This is a genomic window from Pseudomonas abyssi (assembly GCF_002307495.1).
Classification (GTDB): domain Bacteria; phylum Pseudomonadota; class Gammaproteobacteria; order Pseudomonadales; family Pseudomonadaceae; genus Halopseudomonas; species Halopseudomonas abyssi.
Window position 1 is genome coordinate 1 of the sequence record NZ_NTMR01000001.1, and the last position, 25,056, is coordinate 25,056.

The 25,056-nt window shown below is 61.6% G+C and carries 22 protein-coding genes and 1 tRNA gene; 9 read left to right on the plus strand and 14 right to left on the minus strand.

Features of this window, described 5'->3' with window-relative positions:
- On the minus strand, nucleotides 1-237 hold a 237-nt coding region (gene tnpA, locus CNQ84_RS00005; RefSeq protein ID WP_217350038.1), incomplete at its 3' end, for an IS66-like element accessory protein TnpA.
- Between the two features lie 178 nt (nucleotides 238-415).
- Nucleotides 416-506: transfer RNA gene (locus CNQ84_RS00010), tRNA-Ser, on the minus strand.
- Nucleotides 507-702: 196 nt separating this feature from the next.
- On the opposite strand from CNQ84_RS00010, the gene CNQ84_RS00015 reads away from it, so the two are divergent.
- The 3 genes from CNQ84_RS00015 to CNQ84_RS00025 all read left to right on the plus strand — a co-directional run bounded on the left by CNQ84_RS00015 (nucleotide 703) and on the right by CNQ84_RS00025 (nucleotide 3,834).
- Nucleotides 703-1,395, plus strand: a complete 693-nt coding sequence (locus CNQ84_RS00015) for a crotonase/enoyl-CoA hydratase family protein (RefSeq protein WP_096002884.1) — start codon at nucleotides 703-705, stop codon at nucleotides 1,393-1,395.
- Nucleotides 1,396-1,471: 76 nt separating this feature from the next.
- Nucleotides 1,472-2,536, plus strand: a complete 1,065-nt coding sequence (locus CNQ84_RS00020) for a metal-dependent hydrolase (RefSeq protein ID WP_096002885.1) — start codon at nucleotides 1,472-1,474, stop codon at nucleotides 2,534-2,536.
- Nucleotides 2,537-2,607: 71 nt separating this feature from the next.
- Entirely contained in the window at nucleotides 2,608-3,834 is a 1,227-nt protein-coding gene (locus CNQ84_RS00025; RefSeq protein ID WP_096002886.1) for an MFS transporter, read from the plus strand.
- Here CNQ84_RS00025 and CNQ84_RS00030 read toward each other — a convergent pair whose 3' ends face one another.
- The 4 genes from CNQ84_RS00030 to CNQ84_RS00045 form a co-directional block, all read right to left on the minus strand.
- Nucleotides 3,835-4,164: an AzlD domain-containing protein gene (locus CNQ84_RS00030; protein ID WP_096002887.1), complete on the minus strand. Its 330-nt coding sequence runs from the start codon at nucleotides 4,162-4,164 to the stop codon at nucleotides 3,835-3,837.
- Nucleotides 4,151-4,882 (minus strand): AzlC family ABC transporter permease, encoded by a 732-nt coding sequence (locus CNQ84_RS00035; protein WP_096002888.1) that lies wholly within the window; start codon nucleotides 4,880-4,882, stop codon nucleotides 4,151-4,153. The genes CNQ84_RS00030 and CNQ84_RS00035 overlap by 14 nt, the downstream gene beginning before the upstream one ends.
- Before the next feature lie 362 nt (nucleotides 4,883-5,244).
- A complete protein-coding gene (locus CNQ84_RS00040; protein ID WP_096002889.1) occupies nucleotides 5,245-8,751 on the minus strand; it encodes a hybrid sensor histidine kinase/response regulator in 3,507 nt (1,168 codons plus the stop codon).
- Between the two features lie 103 nt (nucleotides 8,752-8,854).
- Nucleotides 8,855-9,502: a response regulator gene (locus tag CNQ84_RS00045; RefSeq protein WP_096002890.1), complete on the minus strand. Its 648-nt coding sequence runs from the start codon at nucleotides 9,500-9,502 to the stop codon at nucleotides 8,855-8,857.
- 177 nt (nucleotides 9,503-9,679) lie between these two features.
- On the opposite strand from CNQ84_RS00045, the gene CNQ84_RS00050 reads away from it, so the two are divergent.
- On the plus strand, nucleotides 9,680-10,615 hold the full coding sequence (locus CNQ84_RS00050; RefSeq protein WP_096002891.1) for a DMT family transporter: 936 nt from the start codon (nucleotides 9,680-9,682) through the stop codon (nucleotides 10,613-10,615).
- Here CNQ84_RS00050 and CNQ84_RS00055 read toward each other — a convergent pair.
- Entirely contained in the window at nucleotides 10,612-11,292 is a 681-nt protein-coding gene (locus CNQ84_RS00055; protein ID WP_096002892.1) for a tRNA-uridine aminocarboxypropyltransferase, read from the minus strand. The genes CNQ84_RS00050 and CNQ84_RS00055 overlap by 4 nt on opposite strands.
- Nucleotides 11,293-11,451: 159 nt before the next feature.
- On the opposite strand from CNQ84_RS00055, the gene CNQ84_RS00060 reads away from it, so the two are divergent.
- Both CNQ84_RS00060 and CNQ84_RS00065 read left to right on the plus strand, forming a co-directional pair.
- Complete coding sequence (locus CNQ84_RS00060) at nucleotides 11,452-11,850, plus strand: PA3611 family quorum-sensing-regulated virulence factor (protein ID WP_096002893.1); 399 nt, start codon at nucleotides 11,452-11,454, stop codon at nucleotides 11,848-11,850.
- Between the two features lie 12 nt (nucleotides 11,851-11,862).
- The gene (locus CNQ84_RS00065; protein WP_096002894.1) at nucleotides 11,863-12,948 is read left to right on the plus strand and encodes an LOG family protein; all 1,086 of its coding nucleotides are present in this window, start codon (nucleotides 11,863-11,865) and stop codon (nucleotides 12,946-12,948) included.
- On the opposite strand, the gene CNQ84_RS00070 is transcribed toward CNQ84_RS00065, so the two are convergent.
- The 5 genes from CNQ84_RS00070 to CNQ84_RS00090 all read right to left on the minus strand — a co-directional run bounded on the left by CNQ84_RS00070 (nucleotide 12,908) and on the right by CNQ84_RS00090 (nucleotide 19,021).
- Nucleotides 12,908-13,351, minus strand: a complete 444-nt coding sequence (locus CNQ84_RS00070) for a regulatory protein RecX (protein ID WP_096002895.1) — start codon at nucleotides 13,349-13,351, stop codon at nucleotides 12,908-12,910. The genes CNQ84_RS00065 and CNQ84_RS00070 overlap by 41 nt on opposite strands.
- A gap of 12 nt (nucleotides 13,352-13,363) precedes the next feature.
- Entirely contained in the window at nucleotides 13,364-14,401 is a 1,038-nt protein-coding gene (gene recA, locus CNQ84_RS00075) for a recombinase RecA (RefSeq protein ID WP_096002896.1), read from the minus strand.
- 112 nt (nucleotides 14,402-14,513) lie between these two features.
- Nucleotides 14,514-15,035 carry a CinA family protein gene (locus tag CNQ84_RS00080; RefSeq protein WP_096002897.1) on the minus strand — a complete coding sequence of 174 codons (522 nt, stop codon included), beginning with the start codon at nucleotides 15,033-15,035 and terminating at the stop codon, nucleotides 14,514-14,516.
- Nucleotides 15,036-15,184: 149 nt separating this feature from the next.
- Nucleotides 15,185-16,828, minus strand: coding sequence for a hypothetical protein (locus CNQ84_RS00085; RefSeq protein WP_096002898.1), 1,644 nt, complete (start codon nucleotides 16,826-16,828; stop codon nucleotides 15,185-15,187).
- A gap of 81 nt (nucleotides 16,829-16,909) precedes the next feature.
- Entirely contained in the window at nucleotides 16,910-19,021 is a 2,112-nt protein-coding gene (locus CNQ84_RS00090; protein ID WP_096002899.1) for a sensor histidine kinase, read from the minus strand.
- A gap of 176 nt (nucleotides 19,022-19,197) precedes the next feature.
- Between CNQ84_RS00090 and CNQ84_RS00095 the strand changes: the two genes are divergently transcribed.
- Nucleotides 19,198-19,845, plus strand: coding sequence for a response regulator (locus tag CNQ84_RS00095; protein ID WP_096002900.1), 648 nt, complete (start codon nucleotides 19,198-19,200; stop codon nucleotides 19,843-19,845).
- 69 nt (nucleotides 19,846-19,914) lie between these two features.
- On the opposite strand, the gene CNQ84_RS00100 is transcribed toward CNQ84_RS00095, so the two are convergent.
- Together CNQ84_RS00100 and CNQ84_RS00105 are read right to left on the minus strand one after the other, a co-directional pair.
- Complete coding sequence (locus tag CNQ84_RS00100) at nucleotides 19,915-20,283, minus strand: YciI family protein (protein WP_096002901.1); 369 nt, start codon at nucleotides 20,281-20,283, stop codon at nucleotides 19,915-19,917.
- Nucleotides 20,201-21,598: an RNA polymerase sigma factor gene (locus tag CNQ84_RS00105; RefSeq protein ID WP_096002902.1), complete on the minus strand. Its 1,398-nt coding sequence runs from the start codon at nucleotides 21,596-21,598 to the stop codon at nucleotides 20,201-20,203. Before CNQ84_RS00105 ends, CNQ84_RS00100 begins: the two co-directional genes overlap by 83 nt.
- Before the next feature lie 230 nt (nucleotides 21,599-21,828).
- Here CNQ84_RS00105 and mutS point away from each other — a divergent pair, with 230 nt between their 5' ends.
- On the plus strand, nucleotides 21,829-24,402 hold the full coding sequence (gene mutS / locus CNQ84_RS00110; RefSeq protein WP_096002903.1) for a DNA mismatch repair protein MutS: 2,574 nt from the start codon (nucleotides 21,829-21,831) through the stop codon (nucleotides 24,400-24,402).
- Between the two features lie 146 nt (nucleotides 24,403-24,548).
- On the plus strand, nucleotides 24,549-24,872 hold the full coding sequence (gene fdxA, locus CNQ84_RS00115; protein ID WP_083724410.1) for a ferredoxin FdxA: 324 nt from the start codon (nucleotides 24,549-24,551) through the stop codon (nucleotides 24,870-24,872).
- The last annotated feature ends 184 nt before the right edge of the window (nucleotides 24,873-25,056 follow it).

Here is a 25,056-nt window from a genome sequence, read left to right on the forward strand (position 1 = left end):
CAAGGGCAATACGATCACTACTGCCTCATCCGCTGTGCGCTTGGGTATCGCTTGCACTGGCACGAAAGCTGGCAGGGTTGTAGCGGCTTGCTCACGATAGACGGGCAGCCATTTGCGAATGACGTTGGCGTTGATGCCATGCCGGATGGCGACACTGGAAACGGTGGCACCAGGTTGCAGGCACTCCTGCACGACTTGGGCTTTGAACGGTTTTGGATAAGAGCTTCGTTGGCGCATGTAAATCCTGGCGATAAGGGCAATCGCGTCCGCTAAAAAATAGACGGACACCATCGCCCTTAAAGCTGGAGTTCAAAAGGTGTGTTCACCGGACGCTTACGGAACGTGTCAACTCTATTCAGGACGGGTCAGCACAAACAAAAAAGCCCCAGCGCAAGCTGGGGCTTTTTTGTTTGTCTGGCGGAGAGAGAGGGATTCGAACCCTCGATACGCGATTAACGTATACACACTTTCCAGGCGTGCTCCTTCAGCCACTCGGACACCTCTCCGGATCTCGGCGGCAGGAGACCCTGCTACCGAGGCGCGCTAATGTACCGAAACACCCGTGTTTTGGCAAACCCTTTTTCTATGTATTTCAGTCATTACAGTGGCTTGCCGACAAGACTCGCCAGTCATGATTTAGTTGGTAAACTGCCGAATCGCGAACGCGGCCTGTCGCCGCAGCCCTGACTCGAGGACTTTCTGATGAGCGAACTGGTTTCCTACCGTTTTGCCGACGGCGTTGCCCACCTGAGCCTGGACAACGGCAAGGTCAATGCCCTGTCGCCCGACATGATCGCTGCGATCAACGCGGCGCTTGACCAGGCCGAGCAGGACCGCGCTGTCGTGGTGCTGAGCGGTAAGCCCGGCATTTTCTCTGGTGGTTACGACCTTAAGGTGATGACCTCCAGCCCGGACGCGGCCAAGGCGCTGGTTGCCACTGGCTCGACCCTGTCACGCCGCCTGCTGTCGCACCCCTTCCCCGTTGTGGCGGTGTGCACCGGCCACGCGATCGCCAAGGGTGCTTTCCTGCTGCTGTCTTCGGACTACCGTCTGGGCGTTGCCGGTCCGTTCAAGATTGGCCTGAATGAAACTGCCATCGGCATGACCATGCACCACGCCGGTATCGAACTGGCCCGCGCGCGCCTGACGCCCGCAGCCTTTGGTCGCGCCGTGATCAACGCCGAGATGTTCTCGCCGGAAGAAGCTGTTCAGGCGGGCTTCCTGGATCAGGTCGTCGCTGCCGAAGAGCTGGAGGCCGCCGCCATGGCCAAGGCCAAAGAACTGGCTGCGCTGAACATGACGGCGTTCCGCCAGACCAAGGTAAAATCCCGCAAAGCCTATCTGGAGCTGCTGGATGCCTGCATCGAACTGGACCGTCAGCACGATCTGAGCTGACAGATCGGAAGGGGACTGCGCCGCCCGGGCAGATGCAGTAGTCTGTTGCTCTGTTAATAGCGGAGCAGTCCTTTCCATGGATTCAGTTACTCAGCTCGTTCTCGGCGCTTCTATCCAGGGCGCCATGCTTGGCCGCTGGCAGGGCCGCAAGGCGCTGGTATACGGCGCGGCACTGGCCACCCTGCCGGACATGGATGTGCTGATCGACTACGGCGATGCCGTCGCCGATATGACCTACCACCGTGGCTTCAGCCACTCTCTGTTCGTACTTGCAGCCCTCGCTGCGCTGCTGACCTGGCTGATCCGCAAGCGCTGGCCAGATGCCGGCTACAGCAGCAGGAGACTGTTCCTGACGTTGGCGCTGGTGCTCTGCACCCACCCGCTGCTGGACAGCTTTACCACCTACGGCACCCAACTGTTCTGGCCGTTAACTACGCCGCCGGTGGCGATTTCTTCCATCTTCATCATCGACCCACTCTATACCTTGCCGCTGCTGCTGGCGACGCTGGTAGCGCTGGTGATCGGTCTCGGGCGCAGCGGTCGACGCTGGCAGTACGCGGCGCTGGCGTTGAGCAGTCTGTATCTGGGTAGCACACTGGTCGGCAAGACCATGGCAGAGCATCGGCTACAGGCCGCGCTTGAGGCGCAAAACCTGCAGCCGGATTCGGTATTCATCACGCCCACGCCGTTCAATACGCTGCTTTGGCGCGTCATGGCGGTGGATGGCGACATCTATTACGAAGGGCTGACCGGCTGGCTGGACCATGAGCCAATGAGCCTGACCGCGCTGCCGCGCCAAAGCGAAGCAGCGGCAAAAGCGCTGGCGAACTCACCGCAGAACGAGCGTCTGCGCTGGTTCACCGGTGACCGTTTGCGCTATGACCTGATCGACGGACAGTGGGTGGCCACCGACCTGCGCCTGGGCATGAGCGGTTATCATCCCTTCCGTTTTGCCCTGGCAACCGCAGGCGAGGACGGCCAGACCCGCCTGATCGAATACACCGAGCAGTGGCCTGCGCGCCGGCCAGACGCCTCGGTCCTGCGCCTGCTGATGGCCCGTGCGCTGGATGCCGCTACACCACTGTCGTTGGCGGAGCTAGCGCAGCCGCTGGGCGAGCCTGCGCCACATCAGCGGCAGTGATGGCCTGACTGACTGTCCGCTGCGCGCTGGCTTCTGCGATAATCGCCGCTTTATCCGGAAGGAGCAGGAAGATGTCAGGGCCATCGTCACTCAGCAGTTCCGCAAGCAGTCGCCGGGTGGCGATGTGTGGTGCGCTGCTGGCGATTTTTACCACCATCTTCGCCAGCAACGTGCCGACACCGCTGTACGCGGTGTGGCAGGTCAAAATGGGCTTCTCGTCCACCGCGCTGACAGCGGTGTTCTCCATCTATGTGCTGGGGGTGGTGCTTACCCTGCTGACCCTGGGCTCGCTGTCAGACAAGATCGGGCGCCGTCAGATGATGGTGCCAGGGCTGCTGTTCATCATTGCCGGCGCGGTGATGTTCATGCTGGCCAGCGATATCTACGGCCTGGGCGCCGCCCGGGTGCTGACCGGCATTGGCACAGGCATCGTGACCGGAGCCTCCTCCGCTGCACTGGTCGAGCTGGAACCCAATGACAACTGGACCCGTGCCGCCACCCTCTCCGCCCTGTTCTTTACCCTGGGCGCCTTTGCCGGCCCCACGGTAAGCTCGTTGATGCTGGGTCTGGGAGAGGCGGCGCTCACCTGGCCCTTTGCGGTAACGGTGGTGCTCGGCTGCATGACGGTGGCCATGCTGCTGTTCGCGCCCTGGCCCACTGATATCGGCCAGCGCCACCCGGAGTTTCGCTGGCGCGCCTGGCGCCCTACCACCATCAAGGTGCCCCGCGAGATGCTGGGTGCCTTCATCTTTGCTGCCGCGGCCATCTGTCTGGCCTGGTCTACCGGTAGCCTGTATGCATCCCTTGGCCCATCGCTGGCAACCAAGCTGGTAGGCATCGACGATCGCACCAAAGCCGGCCTGTTCGCCGCCGGCTGGCAATTGATGGCCGGCGTCAGCCAGTTTGCCTGCAAACGCCAACCACTGGATCGTCTGCTGCTGGTGGGGCCGAGCACCCTGATCATTGGCTTGGGCGTAATGGCAGCTGCGGTGGTCTACAGCTCGCCTTGGCTGTTTACCCTGGCCACCCTGGCAACGGCTGGCGGCGCGGGCGCTACCGGTGTGGTCGGCATTGCCTCCATCAGCAACACCGCCCCGGTGGATCAGCGTGGCAGCATCAATTCGGCGTTTTACCTGATGGCGTACCTGACCATGGCCTCGGTGGTGCTGGGCGTGGGCTTTGTCAGCGACATGATCGGCTTCGCCCCGACGGTGCTGGGCTTCACCAGCATCATTTCCTGCGCGGCTCTGACTCTGATACTGGTCGCCGTTCGCACCAAGCGCGCATCGTTCTGGTAATCAGCCGAACAGCCACCAGCGCCAGAGAAAGAACACCAGCATGCTGCCAAAGATGGTCAGCAGCAGGTTACGGCTGAACGCGGCGATCAGCACGGCAACGACGCCGCCGACCAGATAGGCGTTACTTGGGGTCAGTTCCAGCCCCTCACCGCCCGGCATCAGCATGGCCGGCACGATGATCGCGGTCAGCACCGCGACCGGCACATAGCCGAGCGCCTGCTGCACCAGCGGGCTGAAGCGCACCCGGTCGCCGACGGCAAACAAGGTGTAGCGAATGGCAAAGGTAATGCTCGCCATGCCCAGCAGCAGCACGATCTCAAACTGACTCATTGATCGCCTCCTTTGCCGGTTGCGCCGCCAGCCAGCGTTCGGCGAGCACGCCAGCGCTCACACCCGCCAGCGCCGCAAGCATCAATCCGAGCTTCCATGGCAGGTCATACGCCAACACCGCAACCAGGCCGGCGACCACCGCCGCCAGCAGCATCGGGCGAGTGCGCAGCAGCGGTACCACGATGCCGGTAAAGGTCGCGACCATGGCAAAATCCAGCCCCCAATCAGCCAGCCCCGGCAGCGCGTTGCCCAGCAGCGCGCCGAGCAGCGTGCAGAGAAACCAGTTGCTGTACATGGCGAGACAGGAGCCCAGGTAATACCAATGCTTAAGTTCTTTTGGGGGGTGCGGGTCCAGATAGTGACGGTGCACCACGGCAAAGCTCTCGTCGGTCAGCCAGAACGCCAACGGGATCTTCCAGCGCTGGGGCAAGTGCCGCACATGGGGCATCAGGCTGGCGCTATAGAGCATGTGGCGCAGATTGACGATCAGCGTGGTCAGCAACAGCACCACCAGCCCGGTGCCACTGGCGATCAGGCTGACGGCAATAAACTGCGCCGAGCCGGCAAACACCAGCGCAGACATCAAGAGAGTCGCCGGCAGAGACAGCCCACTGGCAACCGCCAGCGTGCCGAAGATGAGACCAAAGGGCAAAGCGCCGATCAGCATGGGGACGGTGTCGCGCGCGCCGCGCAACAGAGCTGTGGTTTTGGCAGACATGGGCAGCAGGCAGACCGGGCAGTATCAGAACGATAAAGACTGCAGCCTATCCCGCCGCACCGCAGCAGAACAGATACAGCTACACGGCAACACCAGTACAAACTGTTACGTTCAGGCCTTGGGAAGTACTGATTAATTCCACACACCCTCTGCGAGTTCTCAAGCTTGCAGAGGCAAGGCACGACATGCAGCCAAGAGTGGTTAGCAAATGCATGCTTGAGCGCTCGCCCTGCGGGGCGCTCAGGCTGGGCCGCACTCTGCGTTGTGATTTCTCGACAGGTCCAGACATGCCTTCGATACCACGCCTTGATTGCGGCCCAACCGGATGCGGTCCAGCCTGAACGCCAAGAGGGCATGTGGAATTAATCAGTGCTTCCCAAAGCCACGTGACGACTGATCAGGGCACGCAGTGCGGCCGGTTTGACCGGCTTGGGTAGATAGGACAGCCCCGCCAGCGAGATTTCGCTAAGCACGTCCTGCCGCCCGTCCGCGCTGATCACCACCCCCGGCAGGTCGGCGCCAAGGCGCTCGCGCAGCCAGAGCATCACCTGGGTGCCGGTATCGCCGTCATCCAGATGGTAATCGACCAGCACCAGTTCAGGCACAAAGCCCTGGTCCAGCACCTGTTGCGCCTCCGCCCGGTCACGGGCCACGGACACACGGCACTGCCAGCGGCCGAGCAGGCTCTGCATGCCGGCGAGAATATTCTTCTCGTTGTCGATACACAGCACCGGTGCCCCCTCAAACTGCGGCGGCAACTCCGGGATGGAGACCCGGCTGCGCACCACGCGCGGCATCGTCGCCAGCGGCACCGTCACACTGAAGACGCTACCCTGCCCAGGCCAGGACCGCACACTGAGTTCATGCCCCAACACACGACACAGACCATCGGCAATCGCCAACCCCAGCCCCAACCCCTTCTCCGCCTGCGTGCGGTGACTATCCAGGCGCTGAAACTCCTCGAAGATCAATTGCAGCTTGTCCTCAGGAATCCCCGGGCCCTGATCCCACACCTCGATACGCACCGCGTTATGCAGGTGCCGTACGCCTAGCACCACACGCGCGGCGCTGGCGTAGCGAAAGGCGTTGGTCAGAAAATTCTGCAACACACGCCGCAGCAGACGCATGTCGCTGCGCACCCGCAGGCGGCTACTGTGGATGCGCAGGTCAATACCGTGTTCCACCGCCAGCGCGCTGAACTCGATCCGCAAGGGGTCGAACAACTCACTGAGGGCAAAGTCGCCCAGCTCCGGCACGATGCGGCCCGCTTCCAGGCGGGAAATATCCAATAGATCGGAGATCAGCTCCTCCGCCGAGGCCAGCGAGCTGTCCAGGTGGCGTACCAGCTCATCGACTTCCGGGGCCATGTCGGCCTGGTGCGCCAGTGACGCCGAGAACAGGCGCGCGGCATTCAATGGCTGCATCAGATCGTGACTGACCGCCGTGAGGAAGCGACTCTTGGACTGGCTGGCGCGCTCGGTCTGGGCCTGCGCCTGCAGCAGCGCCTGGTTCAGCTCCGACAGCTCGCGGGTCCGTTCGTCTACTCGCCGCTCCAGGCTTTCGTTGGATTCCTGCAGCGCCTTTTCCGCGTCGCGGAAGGCCGAAATATCGGTAAAACTCATGACAAAGCCGCCGCCCGGCATCGGGTTGCCGATAATCTCGATCACGCTGCCATCGGGGAACATGCGCTCGGAGCGGTGCGGCGTGCCTTGCTGCATCCAGGCAATACGCTTGTCGACGTGCATTTGCGGGTCGCCCGGGCCGCAGAGGCCACGCCGCGCGTTATGCAAAATGATGTCGGAAATCGGCCGACCAATGGCAATCAGGCCCTCGGGGTACTGGAACATCTCCAGATAGCGGCGGTTCCAGGCCACCAGTCGCAGCGACTTGTCAACCACGCTGATGCCTTGACTGATGTTCTCGATGGCGCCCTGCAGCAGGCCACGGTTGAACTGCAGCACCTCGGAGGCCTCATCGACGATGCGCACCACATCGTCAAACTGCATGTCGCGGCCTTCAATCGCCGCCTTCACCACCAGCCGCGCCGAGGATGCGCCTAGCACACCGGCCAGAAGACGTTCGGTCAGGGTGATCCAGCCGGAATCGGCGGTCTGACTGCCGTGCAGGCCACCGCCCTGGCGCATGGCATACTGGTTAAACGCGGCCTCGGCACGGTCTTCGCCGACAAAGCGTGACGCCAGCTCCAGCAGGTCATCCACTCGTACCCGCAGCAGCACCTTGCCCGGACCGTCGATCCAGGGCTCGGCGTCCTGACTGACAAAGCGGCTGGCCTGCCAATGCTCCAGCACCCGGGTGCGACTGAACAGCGAGAAGACGACAAAGACCAGGAAGTTACCCACCAGCGACACCACGCTGGCCAGCGTCAGCGCATCCACGCCCCAGCTGGCCGCAGCCGTGCGCACGGCCTCGATAACCGGCAACTGATTGGTATGCCAGTGCAGCCCGGCCCCGACCAGCGGCAGCACCAGCAGGTAGAGCCACAGGACGATGCCCACCAGCAACCCGGCGAGGACCCCGGTACGGTTGGCTTGTTTCCAGAACAGTGCGCCAAACATCGCCGGCGCCAACTGGCCGATGGCCGCGAAGGCTACCTGGCCGATACTGGCCAGGCTGGTCTCGCTGCCAATCAGGCGGTAAACCACGTAGGCCAGCAGCAGGATGATCAGAATGCTGGTGCGCCGTACGTTCAGCAGCCAGCCGCGAAAGCGCTCATAGGAGTGCTCAGGGCCCACGCGGTTGCGCAGCAGAATCGGCAGTACCACATCGTTCGAGACCATGGTGCTCAACGCAATGGCCGCCACAATCACCATGCCCGAGGCGGCGGAAGCCCCGCCCAGAAACGCCGCCATGGCCAGCGTCGAGTTGCCCTGCATCAGCGGCAGACTGATGACGTACGAGTCAGGCGACAGGCCGCCGCCCAGCAGCATCTGACCGGCCAGGGCAATCGGAATAACAAACAGGCCAGCCAGCAGCAGGTACACCGGGAAGACCCAGCGCGCCAGGCGCAGGTCACCCGGTTCACTGTTCTCAACCACGGCCACCTGAAACTGCCGAGGCAGGCAAATAAAAGCCAGAATGGCGATGGACGTCTGCAGCAACAGGCCGATCACCGGTGTCTCCTGCTGCCAGTACCCCTCAAGGACCTCAGCGCTGCGGGCCTGGGCAAACAGGTCAGCGGCACCACCAAACAACCCAAACACCACAAACAACCCCACCGCCAGAAACGCCAGCAACTTCACCAGCGACTCGAAGGCGATGGCCAGCATCATGCCGCGGTGATGCTCGGTCACGTCTAGGCTACGGGTACCGAACAGCACCGTAAACAGCGCCAGCACCAGGGTGACAACCAGTGCGGTATCCTCTGCGCCCAACGCACTGTCGGCGCTCATGGCGCTGCCCGGTGCGCTGCTGAGCAGGCTGTAGCCCAGCACAATCCCCTTCAACTGCAAAGCGATATAGGGCAACACGGCGACCAGGCAAAGCAGCGAGACGATCACACCCAAGCCCTGCGACTTGCCGTACCGCGAGGCAATAAAGTCGGCGATGGAGGTGATGTTCTCCTGCTTGCTGATGGCGATCATGCGCGCATACAGGCGCCAACCGAACAGGAATAGCAACAACGGGCCGAGATAGATGGGCAGAAAGCCCCACAGCTGGTTGGTCGCCATGCCAACCGAGCCGAAGAAGGTCCAACTGGTACACCAGACGGAGAGTGACAGGCTGTAGATCCAGACGCGCAGGCGTGGCTTGAGAACGCTTGCGTTGCGATCGCCCCAGAAAGCGATCACAAACAGCAATGCCATGTACATCAGAAAAATGAGGGCTACCAGCCCGCCGGAGAGCATCATGGGGCGTGTTCAATCCACTGCAGTGTCACAGCATGCAGTCTGGCAGTGCCAGTGGGGTTTGCCCAGCAGACTTCCGTCGTAGCCGGGCCCAGGCAGGGGTGACTCAGCTCGCCAGTTCCATCTGCTGCAGCACCAGAGCGGCCTGGGTACGGGTGCGCACATTGAGCTTGCGGAAGATAGCGGTAACGTGGGCTTTGACCGTGGCTTCTGACACGTCCAGCTCGTAGGCAATCTGTTTGTTCAGCAGGCCATCGCAGACCATGGTCAGCACGCGGAACTGCTGCGGCGTCAGGCTGGCAACCCGCTCGCTGATCTGCTGCTGTTCGCTGCTCATACCCGGCGGGTTGTCGATACCCTCAGGCCAGCAGACGCCACCATCGAGCACCGCCTGAACCGCCTGCTGAATGGCCTCCAGACTGGCCGACTTGGGAATAAAACCACTGGCACCGAAGTCGCGGGCGCGACGGGCCACAGCAGACTCTTCCTGGGCAGAAATCAGAATGACCGGTATTTGTGGGAACTGGCCGCGCATCTGCGCCAGCCCGGAAAAGCCGTAGGCACCGGGCATGTTCAGATCCAGCAGAACCAGATCCCAATCGGCGCGCTCGCCCAAACGTTGCTGCAACTCGGTGATACTGCCCACTTCACTCAGGGTAATGGTGTCGCCCAGGCCATCGAACAACGCCTGGTGCAAGGCACTACGAAAAAGGGGGTGATCGTCAGCGATCAAAATGTCATAGGTCAGGCCCATGCTTGGCGTCCTGCACAGTCTTTTTGTTATGGAGGTGAGACAGCACGCTGAGACTGCCAGTCAGCGACCGCCCAGTCAATGCCAATCGCCAGCGATACAGTCTGCCTCTACAACTGTATCTGGATAAGTACCCAGCGCAGGGAGGAAAATACCTGTTTCCCTGCTTCCGAGTCCCCCATGAACCTGCGCCATTATCGGGCTGATGCCCTGATGCTGATTACTGCTCTGATCTGGGGTAGCACCTTTGTTGCCCAGCGCCTGGGCATGGACCACATCGGCCCCTTTCTCTATACCGGCCTGCGTTTTGCCATCGGCGCCATCACCCTGCTGCCGCTGATCTGGCTGCTGCGCAAACCGGTCCAGGCAAACGGCGGCCCATCCCGCCTGAGCCGCCCGATGCTGCTGGGCAGCCTGGTGCTTGGCCTGGTGCTGACGCTGGGCATCAACCTGCAGCAGATTGGCCTGATGTTCACCACCGTCACCAACTCCGGCTTTATTACCGGGCTGTACGTCATTCTGGTGCCGGTGTTTGGTCTGTTTATCGGCATGCGCACTCACAAAGGGACCTGGGCCGGCGCGGTGATGGCGCTGGTCGGCATGGTGCTGCTAAGCGTAACAGCCGAGTTCACCGTGGCGCGCGGCGACTGGCTGCAACTGGTTGGTGCTTGTTTCTGGGCTGTGCATGTGCTACTGGTCGGCGCACTGGCCAGCCGCTATGACCCGATTCTGGTGTCCTTTATCCAGTTTCTGGTCTGTGCCGTGGTCAGCCTGACGCTGGCGGTCACGCTGGAACCGATCAACGTTGTTGCCATCGCGCAGGCGCTACCGGCCATTCTGTACGGCGGCATCCTGGCCGTTGGCGTTGCCTTTACTCTGCAGGTGGTGGCACAGAAAGACGCCATCACCTCACACGCAGCGATCATCCTCAGCCTGGAGGCGGTGTTTGCCGCGCTGGCCGGCTGGCTGATTCTGGGTGAAACCCTCACCCCGCGCGGTTTGCTGGGTTGTGCGCTGATGCTCGCCGGCATGCTCACTGCACAGCTGGTGCCTATCTATCTTGATCGGCGACGACGCCCCGCTGCGGTACAGCAGGAGCCGGCGGGGCATCACTAAGGGCGCTTGCGGCAGGTACTCAGGTAAGCGTCGGTAAAGCGCTGAAAGTAGCCATCCAACGCCTCGGCAGCGGCCGTATCGCCGGCCAGCTGCAGGCAGGCCGACGCCACCTCTACGGTACACAGGTGGTCATCACGAGTGGAGCGGCGCAGGCGATAGCGCGACAGCTGCTCGGTCTGCAGACTCAGCACCGGCACATCCGCCAGATACGGACTCTTGCGAAACATCTTGCGCGCCTGCGTCCAGGTGGCGTCCAGAATGATCAGCAACGGACGGCGCCCCTGCCCCGCCTCTATCTGCTCACACACCTGCTGGGTTGGCTGTGCGTACTCCCCGGGAAACACCACATGCGGCTGGTAGCGCGGATCATTGAGTAGCGCCAGCAGCACTGGGTCAACCTCGGTTCGCGCCCAGGTAAAGGCATACGTATCGGGCAGACAATCAGCAATCAGCCGACCGGTGTTGGTCGGCTTGAGCGGCTCATAGGCGTGCATCAACAGACAGAAACTGACACCGCTATCAAGCCTAGGACGCTCTGCACAGATACAGGCATGCTCCGCCACCTGGCAACTTGGGCAACGGCGCACCCGTGCACCGCGCGCCAGAAACGGCCGGGTGGAGCGCGCAATGGCGTCGCTGCGCAAGCGATTGACCGCATGGTCCGGGTGTTCAGACATCACTACATTTTCCTGGCTGGACAGGCGACGCGCCACAATGCCAGCATTCTATCCGATTCCAGCCGGCAACACCGCTAGCGACTGGCCAGCGAACCAGTCGGCAATGGCGTGGTCACAAAGGATGTCACAGCATATGGACATTAAACCTGGAGAGACATAATGCGCTGGTTACCCCTGGTGCTTGCTGCCTGCCTGGCAGCGCCACTGCAAGCCGCCTCGCTGCGAGATATTCGCCTGAACGACACCCTCAAACAGGTTGCTGAGCAAAGTAATGAAAACACCCCACGCGCCATTAGCGCGCAGATCACCGACTTGGGCTTCAGCGCCGAAGGTGATGAGCTAATCAATCGGTTGGCGGTCGACGCCGACTACGCCGAACTGATGCAGCAAGATCCGCTGCTGACCCGTAGCCAACTGCAAGCCAGCGTCTGCACCGACCTGCGCTTCCGCCGCCTGCTGGACATGGGCGCTACCCTCACCTACCACTTTGTCCTCAAGGACAATGAGCAGCCGGTACTGACCCAGAGTTTTATCGCCGATCATTGCCAGACCCTCTGAAGCAGGTGCCCGATGCAGGACAACGATCCGGCCGACTACCTGAGTCGGCACTGGCAAACCGCCAGCAACGAGATTCCCAGTCGAGTCGATGAGCTGATCGCGCTATGCGCAGCCGACAGTGACAACGCACCGCTCTACCGCGACATGCTGCTGGACGTGATTCGTATGGCCCAGGCGGACCGCAACCGCTGGGACGCCAAGATCATGCTGCATACCATTCGCGAGATGGAACAGGCTTTCTCGCGTCTGGAGATGTTCAAGCGCCGCCGCAAGGTCACCGTGTTTGGCTCGGCACGCACCGCGCCCGACCACCCGCTGTACGCCGTAGCCCGCGAGATGGGCGCCGCCCTGGCCGCCAACGACTATATGGCGATCACCGGCGCTGGCGGCGGCATCATGACCGCGACCCACGAAGGTGCCGGACTGGATCACAGCCTGGGTTTCAATATCACCCTGCCGTTTGAGCAGCGCTCCAACACCGTGGTGCATGGCACCAGCCATGACCTGGCTTTTGGCTTTTTCTTTTTGCGCAAGCTGTTCTTCGTGAAGGAAGCAGACGCGCTGATCCTCTGCCCAGGGGGCTTCGGCACCTTGGATGAAGCCTTGGAAGTGCTGACCCTGGTGCAGACCGGCAAGAGCCCAATGGTGCCGATCATTCTGCTGGACCAGCCGGGCGGGCAGTACTGGCAGGCCTTTACCCAGTTTGTTCGCAGCCAACTGGCAGACAGCGCCTATATCCACCCCGACGACATCAACCTGTTGACGCCCTGCAACTCACCCGCTGAGGCGATGCAGGTGGTCCTGAATTTTTACAGCAACTACCACTCATCTCGCCGTGTTGGAGAACAGTTTATGCTGCGCCTCAACCACCCGCTCAACCAGCAGGGACTGGCACAGCTGGAGACGCGATTTGGGCATATCTGCGTCTCAGGCGGATTTATGCAGCAGGGGATGTGTGAGCAGGAGCACGACGAGCCCGAGCTGGGCACGCTGACGCGCTTGTGCTTTGATTTCAACGAAAGGGACAGGGGCAGCCTGCGGGCGCTGATCGACTTTGTTAATCAGCCCGAAAACCTGAAAACCCCCGGTACTGCATAAAACGCAACTGCTTGCCACGCTCGGCAGGCTCGCGTGCGACGCCCTCAGGGAAGCGCTTGGCAAACACCTGATCGGCCAGCGCCTGCCAGTCCTGATCTGCCTCGGCCAGGCTGCGCTCGACCAGCGATTCAGAGACGCCACGCTGACGCAGCTCCTCACGCAGACGCGCGGGGCCATAACCGCGCTGGCTGCGGGCGTAGATATACGCCTCGCAGAAGCGCTCGTCGCTGAGCAGCCCATCTTCAACCAGGCGGTCCAGCTCTATCTCGGCCAGATCGCTCGGCGCGCCTCGCTGGCGCAACTTGCGTTGCAACTCCGCATAGCTGTGCTCTCGCCGCGCCAGCAAATCCATGGCTGAGCGGCGAATGGCAACAGGGGTTTCCAACGTAGAGCGCGGGCGCATCAGTCAGCCGGCTCAGTCTTCCAGTTCGGCGTCGGCTTCGCTCTCGGCCTTCGGCTTGCCGGGCTTGGCCAGCAGCTTGTCGCGGATGGCCTTTTCGATCTCTTCAGCCACTGCCTTGTTGTCTTCCAGGAACTTGGCGGCGTTGGCCTTGCCCTGACCGATCTTGCTGCCTTGATAGCTGTACCAGGCACCGGCTTTCTCAACCAGGCCGATCTGTACACCCAGGTCGATGATCTCGGCGTTATGGTAGATACCGGCACCGTACAGAATCTGGAACTCGGCCTGACGGAACGGCGGTGCGACCTTGTTCTTCACAACCTTGACGCGGGTTTCACTGCCAACCACCTCGTCGCCCTCTTTCACCGCACCGGTACGGCGGATATCCAGACGGACAGAGGAGTAGAACTTGAGGGCATTACCACCGGTGGTGGTTTCCGGGTTACCGAACATGACGCCGATCTTCATGCGGATCTGGTTGATGAAGATCACCAGACAGTTGGCGTTCTTGATGTTACCGGTGATTTTACGCAGCGCCTGCGACATCAGACGAGCCTGCACACCCACGTGATGGTCACCCATCTCGCCTTCAATCTCGGCCTTGGGCACCAGCGCCGCCACGGAGTCGACGATGATCACGTCAACGGCATTGGAGCGCACCAGCATGTCGGTGATTTCCAGTGCCTGCTCACCAGTGTCAGGCTGAGAAACCAGCAGGTCATCAACGTTAACGCCCAGCTTGCCGGCGTACTCCGGGTCCAGTGCGTGCTCGGCATCGACGAAGGCACAGGTAGCGCCGTGCTTTTGCGCTTGCGCAATGACCGACAGGGTCAGCGTGGTTTTACCGGAGGACTCCGGCCCATAGATTTCGACGATACGGCCCTTGGGCAGGCCGCCAATACCGAGGGCGATATCCAGACCGAGCGAGCCGGTGGAGATAGCCGGAATGGCCTGACGCTCGTGATCGCCCATGCGCATCACGGCCCCTTTGCCAAACTGACGTTCAATCTGACTCAAGGCAGCCGACAGCGCCTTCTTTTTGTTATCGTCCATTTCGCATCCTCTTGGCTTGGGGCAGGCGCCGAAGCGACCGACCGATCAACTACTGTATATTTGGTCAGTATTATTCCACAGAAAAAATGACCCGCCTACCCCCGATATGCAATCAGACTGACGACCGGTTCGCAGCTGCCTTCTCTGCCTCCGAGACCAGGCGCTCCAGTGCATGCAATACCGTTTGCGCGCGCACCTCTCGGCGGCCACCCTGAAAACGCTTGCATTCACTGACCACCCGGCCATCACTCAAAGCCCAGCCAAACCACACCGTGCCGACCGGCTTTTCAGCGCTGCCGCCATCCGGGCCGGCAATACCGCTGACAGCCACCGCCATATCCGCCTCAGCCGCCGCCTTGGCCCCCGCGGCCATGGCCAGCACCACCGGTTCGCTGACCGCTCCGTGCGCCTCCAGCGTGGCCGGCTCCACCCCTAGCCAGCGCGCCTTGCTACTGTTGGCGTAGGTGACAAAGCCGGTTTCAAACCACTGCGAGCTGCCGGCAACACGGGTAATGGCTTCGGCGATACCGCCGCCGGTGCAGGACTCGGCAGTGCTGACGCGTTGTCCCAGGTGTTCAAGTACACGCCCCAGGCGGGCGGCGGCGGAATCAATCAACGGATCAAAATGGGACATGGCACCTTCCTCGACGTGCGTAACAGGACACAGCATGCCAGTTGGCCCGGCGGCTGCACCAGAGCTGGGACCGGCTTTGTCGAGGTTGGTTTCGTGCAGACAGCACAACGCCGGCAGCCCGTTCAAGGCTACCGGCGTTATGTTCGCGCTCAGGGGCAAACGGCGGCGATAGCGCTGCTGTCGTTGCTCAGTACCTCGTTGATCGGCTCGCCGAGCTTAGTCACAGTCGCGGTCAAGCTGCTGCCGTCGACTGTCAGATCAAAACCGCTCCAGTAAAGGCTAACGGCACTCCCCTGCTCGCTATAGGCAGCGCTGGAGGCAATGTACTCCTTGGTGGTCTTGGCCGGGCTGCCAAGCTGATTGAACAAGATGCGCGGCTTGCCGTTGGTGGCGCCGTAATCCAAATCAAAGGCGTACTGGGTACAAACCGCCCCGTCCAGCCCCGAGTTGTAGGTGCTGTCCTGGGCAATGACGGTCAGGGTTGCCGGCAGCAGCGCATCCAGCGCATCAACGTAAGCCTGATGCGTTGCAATCAAGGGCATAACCTCACTGACAACGTTGACCCCATCGGCGGCGTTCGCGTCATCCTGCAGGCGCCAGCCATTGAGCCCCTCGCCCGGCTGACGGTACAGCAGCAGCTTAATGTCGCTGTCGCCAACCTTGTAGAGCACCTCGTAGTGGGGGTTAAAGCGCGGGTTGGTGCCCGTTTTGTCCGTCCAGGAAAAGCTGCTGTCCGCCGGATCAAGCTGGTAGATGCCAGCGATGTCGATAACGCCGCTGACGCTGTCGATATCCAGCGTCAACTCGTCACCCACAGCCCAGCCATAGCGATTACCCGCCTTGCTGAAATACGGCTGGGTGCTGTAACTGCCGGCCAGATCCAGCAACGCCTGCGGCACATCACCAGTGGTGGGGCTGTAGGGTACGTAGGAGCCATAAAACACATAGCCTGCGTCGCCAAACAGCCCGTCACTGACGTTCAACTCGTTGATCACGCCGGTATTGGCGTTGCTCAGCGCATAGCCCAGACCGGTATTGCTGTCGTGCCAGGCGATCTCGACGTGCGAGTCGGAGATATACACCGGGTTGCTCAGCTCGCTGCCGCCCGGCAGGATCAGCCGCCCATCAGCGGTCACCTGATACTCATCAATCACCCCGTCCTGAATCCCGGAGCCGGCGGTGACTTCTTCAAAGAGAAACTGATACACGCCCACCAGGCCGGCAGGCACAGTTGCAGCCTCCCGCCCGGGGTCGGTGGTTCCGCCGTTGAGTTCATCCAGCTCGTTCTGCAGGTGAGCCAATGCATCGGCCTGACTGATCAGGGTAACCCCCAGCGCAGCCTGCACCGCGGCAGCAAAGTCTGCCACCGGCAGGTTGAAGTCCAGCGCCGCGGTGGTGCTCAACTCGGGAATGAGGATGCCGTTATCCGGGTTGCCGTCTTCGTCCAGGGTTTGCAGCAGGCGGGCAATATTGATCACCACCGGGTCGTTGATATCCGTACTGCCGGCCAGATCAAGCGGTGTCAGCACGCCCTTGGCAGTCACGGCCGGAAAGACGATATCACCGATACGAAAGGTCACCGTCTCACCTTCCTGGTAAAGGTATTCACCGTCAGCATTGGTGGTGCCGCTGAATTGGGCAGTGCTGTAACTCACCCCGGCAACAGCCGAATCAATCAGGCGGCCGGTTTTACCGGCGGCGGCGCTATCACCACCGCCGCCCCCGCCACCGCCGCTCAGGCAGGCGGTGAGCGCAAGCGATAGTGGGAGCAGAGCAAGTGTTTTCAGTTTCATGGCCAGTTGCCTTCCTTGTGTAGATGCTGCCATTTAAAGGCAACACCGCAAGGCAGGTTAGCCCGTGAATACGGGGGGTGATCAATCTGCAGCGGGAGTATCGGGTGGACCAATCGGCACCTGCAGTTCCAGCCACCAGCGTTGCTGCACGCACCCGTGCTGCAGCTCACCACCCAGCTGGCGAGCACGGGCCTGCATAATCTGCAGGCCGCGCCCACTGGTGCCTGTTTCAGCCAAGGCAACGCCGTCATTCTCGACCCGCAATTGCAGCGTGACGTCTCCCTGTTGATTCAACTGCACGCGCAGTTCGGTAGGCGTAGCGTGGCGCAGGGCGTTACTGACCGCTTCTCGCAGCACCCGGGTCAAATGACTGAACTGGCCCGCACTCAGCGACTGCTCGCCCAGTATCTGTTGCCAATGCAAAGTAACGCCGCTGGCCTGGCAACGGTTTGCCGTTTCCTCCTGCCAACGAGATGCCGCCACATCCAGACGCACCTCGTGGCCATCCATGTTGTGCAATAACTCGCGCAAGTCACGAATCGCCTCGCGCACCAGTTGCCGCGAATCACCCGATGCCGTGTGTAGCAGTTGCAGCAGCTTGGCCCCCAAGTCGTCATGGATATCTTGGCGGATACGATTGCGCTCCTCGGTTGCGCCTTCCACCCTTGCGGTCAGCGAGTGCAGCACGAGGTTGTCCAGCGACAGCACCAAGCGAGCCAGTTGAACATCCTGACGAGTAAACAGTCGACGCCCCTGCTCCGCATGTAACAGCACATAGTCACCCTCTCCCGATGGCCCAGGGACTTGCAGCGCATCTCCGTTGTCGACCACCTGAGGGTGCTGCGCCTTGCGTCCCAACCGCTCGACACGCAACGGCTGGAATACCGCCAGCAAAGCCTGCTCCACGGCGCTGTCGGCTTGGTCACTGCGCTGAGCTTGCAGCATTACCGGCAGCGCTTGTGACAACCAGGTATCCAGACCACGCTGACGTCGCACGGTCAGACGGCCCCAGATAAACTGCCGCACAGGAAAGTACACCCACCCCACCAAGGCCACCGAGGCAGCCAGTACAGTAGGGCCAGAGAGTGTCAGCAACGACGCTAGCGCCAAATCCGTCAGCAGCACCGCCAGCCCGCCCAACAGCCAGCTCCAGATTGAGAACCACCAGCGCTCCAGTTCAAACAGACGGTAGCGGGTTACTCCCAACGCCATGCCGGCGTACATCAGTAAAAAGGTAGCCAACAACGGCCCCTGAGCATGGGGCACTGCTACCTGCAAAATGGCTGGCAAGATCATACCGGCCGAAAAGAACACCGTACCGGCAATAATGGATAACAACACCCAGCGAAAAGCCGAGCGGTCAGCCGCGCTATTGCGGGTTTGCCGCCACTGCCAGACAGCGCCCGACAGTCCGATCATAAACACGCCGATAACCCAGAGATGGAAGCCCTCGACCGGCGAGGCTGTGAGCTGCAGTTGGTCCAGCGTCATGCACGAGACAAAGCCAGCGTAAAGCGCAAGCGGGATCCAGACGGACGGCGCGCGCCGCGGGTAGCTCCACAGAAAAGCACTGACCGCTGCAGAAAACAACATTGCGCCGCAATGGTTAAAACCGGACAGAACGCGGAACAAATCACCGTCAATAAACAGCTCACGCGTGCTATACACAGCAGCCGTCGAAGATGCCAGCAGATACCCCAGACCGGAAAAGGCAAAGGAGCGGGTCGCCAGGTTGCGCTCCCCCGGAACCCACACCAGCATGCATATCACCATGCCAGCCAAGCCACACAACAGTTGCAGCCAGAACATAGCCGGCAACTGCATCAAGCCGCGTGCTACCGGATGTAATTGCTGCTCACTGCCGTCTTGGTAACGCACCCACAGGGTGCCGGCCTCCAATGCCTGCAGCAGTTGTGTGTGTTCAGCAAAAACCTGGTTGATATCGCTGTACGCCGGCAACACATCCGGCTCCTCAATAACCAGCACCGCACGGGCCGGCAGCGCCGTGCCGCCTATCAGCATTGCCTCAACCGGGCGCGGCGCGGCGTCCGCACCTGCGGCCAGCAATTGGTCGCCCTGCTGGCTGAATTGCAGCTCGCTGGCCGGCAACGAGAGCGCCAACTGAATCATCCAAAAACCATACAGCACAATTACCGCCAGTCCGGCGAGCAGCTTGGTTCGCAGCGGCACCATCCTTAGCAACTCCCTTGCCCCCACATCAAGGGGGGTTGATCTTGTTTTCATTCGGCGCGACTTTAGGAAAGTCTCGGTTTTATCCCAAGCCGTTTAAAATCAATTGACGTGATCGAAACGATACTAGCGCCATTATTGTGACATCGCACAGCGCATTTTCAGCAGGGAGCGCGGACATGCAAACCACCAACCGGGTATTGATCATTGAGGATATGCCGCAAGTCGCCGACTGGCTGACACAGCGTTTGCACGAGGCGTTGGGCCAATGTCCCGTCGACCTAGCCTGCAGCTCGGCGCAGGCTAACGAGTTGATAAAACACAACCGCTATCAGCTGGCCTTGGTGGATCTCGGCTTACCCGATGGCAATGGCGTTGACCTATTACCACTGCTCAAGAACCAAAGCCCGCAGACGCAGTGCATTGTCACCACTATTTTTGATGACGCTGAGCACCTGTTCGCCGCGCTGCGCGCCGGCGCCGACGGTTACCTGTTGAAAGACGAAGATGAGCAGGCCTTCGTTGCCCAGCTCGGTGGCATCGTGCAAGGCAAACCACCGCTCTCGGCCTCCATTGCCCGACGTATCCTGGAACAGTTTCGCCCCGCCCCGGCCTCCCCCAGTGACGCATTGACGCCAAGGGAGCAGCAATTACTACAACTCATCGCTCGCGGACTGAGCGTCAAGGGCGCCGCTCAGGAGCTAGGCATCTCGCCCCACACCGCCGCCAGCTACCTGAAGGTTGTGTACCAGAAGCTGCAGATCAACTGCCGCGCGGAAGCCGCTATCAAGGCGATGGACATGGGGCTGCTGAACGGGCGTCAGTAAAGGTGTTGCTGCCCGGCGACCACCCGCACTGATAAGCCTGGCCGCGCAGAAGCGTGGCCTTGAGTAGCCCTACTTCCGATTACCCTCCTCCATCAACTCTCTCACCGGTCGGATTTCTACGCTGCCGTAGCGTGCAGGCGGAATCTTCTGCGCCAGCCGGATGGCTTCGTTGCAGTCGCGCGCCTCCAGCATGTAAAAGCCCGCCAACTGCTCCTTGGTCTCGGCAAAGGGACCATCGGTGATCATGGGGCCACCATCACGTACCCGCACAGTGGTAGCCGTGTCGGTCGACAACAGCGGCGCCCCTTCAAGAAAATGCCCGCTGGCCTGCAAGCCCGCGACACAGGCGATGCACTCACGGTTCAGCGCATCCCATTCGTCCTGCGACAGCTGCTGCATTTTCTGTTCGTCGTAGTAGACCAGACACAGATATTTCATACGTTTTCTCCCTCTGCGGGCGCTGCACCATAAAACGCAGCCTCAAGGGTGGCCAGATCCAATTTGCGCATGCTGAACATCGCCTGACGCGCACGCTGCACGGCGGCCTTGTCATCCGAGCCCTGCAGCTCGATAAGTTGAGCGCCTGCCGGTAGGCGCGAAGGGCAAGATCACGCTCACCGGCACGTCGATACAGGTCGGCCTTCCCTGCCGGCAGCAGGTAGTAACTGCCCAGCGCACCGTCACGTTCCAGGTGCTCTATCAGGTCAATTCCTGCGCTGGGCCCGTCACCCATGGCAATGGCCACCGCGCGGTTCAATTCGATTACGGGTGAGGGCTGTAACTGCAGCAGCAGGCTATAGAGGCCGACAATCTCGGCCCAATCGGTCTCAGCTGCGCATGGTGCCTGGGTGTGCAACGCCGCTATCGCCGCCTGCACGGCAAAGGGGCCTGGGGGGTGTCCACTAAGCGCCAGTGTGACCAGCCGCGCCCCTTCCTGAATTTGCGCCTGATCCCAGACGCTGCGGTCTTGCTCATCAAGGGGCACGAAATCGCCTTCGCTGTTGACCCGGCTGGCCTGTCTGGCGTCGTGCAGCAGCATCAATGCCAACAGCCCGGTGACCTCAGGCGCCGCGAGCAGCTCGTGCAACAAGCGGCCCAGCCGTAGTGCCTCTGCCGATAACTCGCGCTGTAAAAGCGCCTCGCCGCTGGAGGCGGAATAGCCTTCGTTGAACACCAGATAGATCACCTGCAGGACACCCGCCAGGCGCGACGGCAAATCTGCCGGGCCAGGGACCTCATAGGGGATGCCGGCGTCGCGAATCTTGTTCTTTGCCCGCACGATGCGCTGCGCCAGCGTTGATACCGGCACCAGAAACGCCGCCGCAATGGCCTCGGTGGTCAGCCCACAGGCCTCACGCAGGGTCAGTGCCACCTGCGCCTCCGGCGACAGGGCCGGGTGGCAGCAGATGAAGATCAGTCGCAGGCGATCATCCCCGACCGCGCTGTCAGTCTCCGCCTCCCAGTCCGTGTACTGATCGCCTGGGGTGTCTATCATCCGCTGCACAGAGGCATCTCGCCGCCCGCGCTTGCGCAACTGATCAATCGCCTTAAAGCGGCCGACGGACACCAGCCAGGTGCGCGGGTTATCGGGAACACCCTGCGCGGGCCAGTGCTTCACAGCCTCTACGAAGGCCTCCTGCAGTGCCTCTTCTGCCAGATCGAAGTTGCCATTGAGCAGGCGCAGCAAGGTGGCCAGCACACGACGGGACTCCCGACGATAAACTGCCTCAATGTCTGCCTGGATGCTGTCCATCCCATCTCCCTTTTATTACCCGCGATCTGCAACCGGGCCCCAGTATGGACCAAGAACAGCGCTGCCGCCGCCGGCGCCAGATCAGCCGACACGCAGAGCCAGAGCGCTATGCGAGAATTCTCTCCCGCCTTCCCCTGCAGGGCGCTGCAACGCCGTGGTAACCTTGCGCCTCACCGGCAACGGCGCCCCGCACAGGCGCGCCCTCATCCGCAGCGCAAGTCGAGTTATTGATGAAAAAGAGCAAAACCGAAGCCACCGCCCACACCCCGATGATGCAGCAGTATTTCAGCATCAAGCAGCAGCATCCCGAGCAGCTGCTGTTCTACCGTATGGGCGACTTTTACGAGCTCTTTTATGACGATGCCAAAAAGGCTGCGCGCCTGCTCGACATTACCCTGACCGCCCGCGGCCAATCCGGCGGCCAGCCGATTCCCATGGCCGGCATTCCCTACCATTCGGCGGAAGGCTACCTGGCACGTCTGGTCAAGTTGGGCGAGTCAGTGGTGATCTGCGAACAGGTGGGCGACCCGGCCACCAGCAAAGGGCCGGTCGAGCGTCAGGTCGCGCGCATCATTACCCCTGGCACCGTCAGCGACGAGGCCCTGCTGGACGAGCGTCGCGACAACCTGTTGGCGGCACTGGTCGGCGCCGAAAAAGGCTTTGGCCTGGCCACGCTGGACATCAACAGCGGCCGCTTTGTGGTCATGGAGCTGCGCGGCTGGGAGACTCTGCTCGGCGAGCTGGAGCGCCTGGCCCCCGCCGAGCTGCTGATCCCGGATGACTGGGAGAGCAACACCCCGATTGAACGTCGCCGCGCCGTGCGCCGCCGGGCGCCCTGGGAGTTTGACCAGGACAGCGCCTTCAAGAGCCTGACCCAGCAATTTGGCACCAAGGATCTGGTTGGCTTTGGCTGCAACGACCTGCGCCTGGGCCTGGGCGCCGCCGGCGCGCTGCTCGGCTACGCCAAGGAAACCCAGCGCACCGCCCTGCCGCACATTCGCAACATCAGCCACGAGCGCTTTGAAGACAGCGTGATCATCGACAGCGCCAGCCGCCGCAATCTGGAGATTGACCAGAATCTGTCGGGCGGGCGCGACAACACCCTGCTCGACGTACTGGACCACACCGCTACGGCCATGGGCAGCCGTTTGATGGCACGCTGGCTGAACCGCCCACTGCGCGACATGCAGGTGCTCGGCGCCCGTCAGGACAGCATCAGCACCCTGCTGGATCAGCAGTTCTATCTGGACCTGCAGCCTCAGCTCAAAGGCATTGGCGATATCGAACGTATTCTGGCCCGCGTGGCCCTGCGCTCCGCCCGCCCACGCGATCTCGCGCGCCTGCGCGACGCGCTGGCGGCGCTGCCCGCGCTGCAGGACTGCCTGCAACCGGTTGAAGCACCGCACCTGCGTGCCCTTGCCGAGCAGGTCAGCACCTACCCCGACCTGGCCGAGCTGCTGGCCAATGCGGTGATCGACAACCCACCGGCGGTGCTGCGCGATGGCGGCGTGATCAAGGCGGGCTTTGACGCCGAGCTGGATGAGCTGCAGAACATCAGTGAAAACGCTGGCCAGTACCTGATTGACCTGGAAACCCGCGAGCGCGAGCGCACCGGCCTCAATACCCTCAAGGTTGGCTACAACCGCGTTCACGGCTACTACATCGAGCTGTCGCGCAGCCAGTCGGATCAGGCGCCGGTCGACTACATCCGCCGCCAGACCCTTAAAGGCGCCGAGCGCTTTATCACCCCCGAGCTGAAAGCCTTTGAAGACAAGGCGTTGTCGGCACGGAGCCGCGCACTCGCGCGCGAGAAGCAACTGTACGACGAGCTGCTCGACCGTCTGAATGAAGACCTGGCCGCCCTGCAAACCAGCGCCGCCAGCCTGGCCGAGATCGACGTACTCTGCACCCTGGCCGAACGTGCAGGCACGCTGGACTACTGCCGCCCACAGTTCATCGAGGGCAGCCAGCTGCATATCAACCAGGGCCGCCACCCGGTGGTGGAGCAGGTACTGGAGACACCCTTTGTTGCCAACGACCTGGGACTGGACCCGGATACCCGCATGCTGATCATTACCGGGCCGAACATGGGCGGTAAATCGACCTACATGCGCCAGACGGCGCTGATCACCCTGCTGGCGCATATCGGCAGCTTTGTGCCGGCGGCAGCGGTAGAGCTGTCCTGCGTTGACCGCATCTTTACCCGTATCGGCTCAAGCGATGACCTGGCCGGCGGGCGCTCGACCTTTATGGTCGAGATGAGCGAAACCGCCAATATCCTCAACAACGCCACCGACCAGAGTTTGGTGCTGATGGACGAAGTAGGTCGCGGCACTAGCACCTTTGACGGCCTGTCACTGGCCTGGTCCGCCGCCGAATACCTGGCGCGGGCACGCGCCTTTACCCTGTTCGCCACCCACTACTTTGAGCTAACCGGCATGGCCGACAGTGACCCAGGCGTCGTGAACGTGCACCTGAATGCCACCGAACACAACGAGCGCATCGTGTTCCTGCACAACGTGCAACCCGGCCCGGCCAGCCAGAGTTATGGCCTGCAGGTAGCCCAGCTGGCCGGCGTTCCCCGCCCGGTCATTGAGCGCGCACGCGAGCACCTGGCCCAGCTGGAGCAGCAGAGTCTCGAACAGAGCAACCGCCCGGCGAGCGCGCAGCAGCCGTTCCAGAGCGACCTGTTTGCCAGTGCGGCACACCCCCTGGTGGAGCAACTGCAAAACATCGACATCGATGATCTAAGCCCACGCCAGGCACTCGATCTGCTATACCAGCTGAAACGGGAATGGGTCTAATCAAGCGACAAATGATACTTATTTGCATTAAACAGGAGAGATCATGCGTTTATCAGCACAAAAAAGCGCTGAACCCTATACCCTCTAAAAAAAACTGATAGACTACGCGCCAGCTTTTTCTCGCCTAATACGATGGAGACCTGACCATGACCTTTGTTGTTACCGACAATTGCATCAAGTGCAAGTACACCGATTGCGTTGAGGTCTGCCCGGTCGATTGCTTCTACGAAGGCCCGAACTTCCTGGTTATCCACCCGGACGAGTGCATCGACTGCGCCCTGTGTGAGCCAGAGTGCCCGGCCAGCGCGATCTTCTCCGAGGACGAGATCCCCGAAGGTATGGATGAGTACATCGAGCTGAACGCCGACCTGGCCGAAGTCTGGCCGAACATCACCGAGAAGAAAGACTCCCTGCCCGACGCCGAAGAGTGGGATGGCGTACCGGACAAGCTGCAATACCTGGAGCGCTAAGCAGGTCACCTGCATGCCCCTCGAAAACCGGCTCTTGCAGCCGGTTTTTTTATGCGCGTTGTGCAGGTTCCAGGGATAGCGTGCACGTGTGCTTTGCCCCGTTTCTGCAGTCGGCTACTGCAGCATTGGCTGGATCGGGAGGTCAGCGTGCGGCGCTGTCACGCGCGGACACGCCTCTGGCTTA